Annotated in this window: 3 protein-coding genes; 1 reads left to right on the top strand and 2 read right to left on the bottom strand. The window is 52.9% G+C overall.

What is annotated here, in order from left to right:
* Window positions 1-459 (top strand): lyase family protein (locus ACESMT_RS05210; RefSeq protein WP_372825512.1); only part of this gene is annotated, 459 nt, incomplete at its 5' end.
* Window positions 460-743: 284 nt separating this feature from the next.
* Here ACESMT_RS05210 and ACESMT_RS05205 read toward each other — a convergent pair.
* Both ACESMT_RS05205 and ACESMT_RS05200 read right to left on the bottom strand, forming a co-directional pair.
* Entirely contained in the window at window positions 744-1,721 is a 978-nt protein-coding gene (locus ACESMT_RS05205; protein WP_372825511.1) for a hypothetical protein, read from the bottom strand.
* Window positions 1,715-2,012: hypothetical protein (locus tag ACESMT_RS05200; RefSeq protein ID WP_372825510.1), on the bottom strand; the 298-nt coding region annotated here is incomplete at its 5' end. The genes ACESMT_RS05205 and ACESMT_RS05200, both read right to left, overlap by 7 nt.

The raw sequence follows: 2,012 nt of genomic DNA, 5'->3' as shown, positions 1-2,012 counted from the left end.
GAAAACGAGCCGGGCTCGTCCATCATGCCGGGCAAGGTCAACCCGACGCAGAGCGAAGCGGTGACGATGCTGTGCTGCCAGGTGTTTGGCAACGACGTGGCCATTAACTTCGGCGGCGCGTCAGGCAACTTCGAGCTCAATGTCTTTCGGCCCATGATTGCGCACAACTTCCAGCAGTCGGTGCGCCTGCTGGCCGACGGCATGGTCAGCTTCAACGACCACTGCGCGGTGGGCATCGAGCCGAATCGCGACCGCATCGCCGAGCTGGTGGAGCGCTCGCTGATGCTGGTGACCGCGCTGAACCCGCACATCGGTTACGACAAGGCGGCTTTCATCGCCAAAAAAGCGCACAAGGAGGGCAGCAGCCTGCGCGAGGCCGCGCTGGCATCCGGCTACGTCACGGGAGAACAGTTCGATGAGTGGGTGGTTCCCGGCGATATGGTGGGCCGCACGCCCTGAGCCAGGCCTATGGGTGCCGCCGGGGTGAACAAAAGGCGTGGTTCAAAACCGGGTAACACTTTTTCGGGTGGCCTTCGATTGAGTCATAGGCAAACCATCCAAAATTCACATTGTCCGTGTTACCCAAAAACGTTACTTTTTGAACCACGTCAAACTTTTGAATTCGTTGGTCATGCGTACAGTCACTGACCGTGATGGGGTTCTCTGCGTTGGCGGTTAGGTTGTTTGATGGTCGGATTGGTTCACTGTTCCATCGCTCCCCGGAACCCGTTATGCAGAGATTTTCAATCCTGAAACGAAGACACACGGCCGTTCTGGATATAGATGTAGTTCCTACTCGATCCGCTTGATCCGTAAACAAACTGCTTGTGCACTCCCCAGGAACCCACAGTCCTATTGACGTCGGAAGGAGTCCCCCAGGCCGCGTAAACGCCACACTCAGACATTCCAATGCGGATTTTCTGTTCCATGACAAGTTTTCTGTCGAAGGACAATCCTCGCCGGATTGCCTCAGCCCGGAACAAAGTGTCAGCGGTCTTCAATCCCGCCAGCGCTGAAGGGGTGGTGCCACGCAGGAACTCGCCATAATTTTCACAGAACAATTCCGTGCTCCAGTTGTTACGAAGAACACCGGGGGCAGCTTTGGCCCTTTCCGCGATCAATCGCTTCTGCTCAGCCTCTTCTTCAGCCTCCTTAAACTTGAGTGTCCGCTGCTCTTCTGCCTTCAAAACAGCAATAGCCCGCTCCTCTTCTGCCTTCAAAGCAGCAATAGCCTGCTCCTCTACAGTGGTATCGCTGGAAAGCGCTATACATGCACCAACCTTCTGTGCGCCGTATTTCTCCATAATGGCCTTCAGTACAGCGGCCTTTTGCGAATAAACGCTCCGATCTGCAGCACCGGCCAACTTGGAGTTCAGCGTCGTTTCCATTTGTGCCATGCCTTCGTCAAAACCTTTTTCACAAACGACGCGTGCAATCTTTGGTGTTGTTATATCGGCGAGCGCCTCGTTTGCAATCAGATTGCGCCCTTGAAGAATGCGATAGCCGAACCTGGCCGTTCCTGCTTCGCCTGATGCCTCAGCTTTTTCGATCATTTCGCGAACAATACGAAACGCTGACTTGTAATCCTTGTCAATCGCAAATTTAATCGCCTTTTTCTCAATTTCAGTTGCCTCATATAGAGTAAGTGCATAAACAGTGCTACCTGCCGCGATTCCGAGCGTGAGTGCCAACAGCTTTATCGAGAATGAATACTTCAGCATTGGGTAGTCCAGTGAACGGATAGAGGGACTCGAAGGAGGGGAACTGCAATGCAATGCAAGGCGTGGTTCAAAATCGGGTAACACTTTTTCGGGTGGCCATCGGTTGAGTCATAGGCAAACCATCCAAAATTCACATTGTCCGTGTTGCCAAAAAACGTTACTTTTTGGGTTCTTCGTCGAATCCACTGTGAATTTTCCTTCACTCCAGCACAATTCAGTTTTCCAAATTGATTGACCGTGCCATGAAAGACACAGCGCTGTACGAACACCTTCTTGGACTGAAGACGCCCT

It is taken from the genome of Polaromonas sp. (assembly GCF_041689105.1).
GTDB lineage: Bacteria > Pseudomonadota > Gammaproteobacteria > Burkholderiales > Burkholderiaceae_C > Polaromonas.
This window is presented reverse-complemented; position numbering and strand designations above follow the sequence as displayed.

Excerpts from the sequence above, each read along its gene's own strand:
- ACESMT_RS05205 (WP_372825511.1), bottom strand. The coding sequence starts at position 1,721 with ATGCTGAAGTATTCATTCTCGATAAAGCTGTTGGCACTCACGCTCGGA.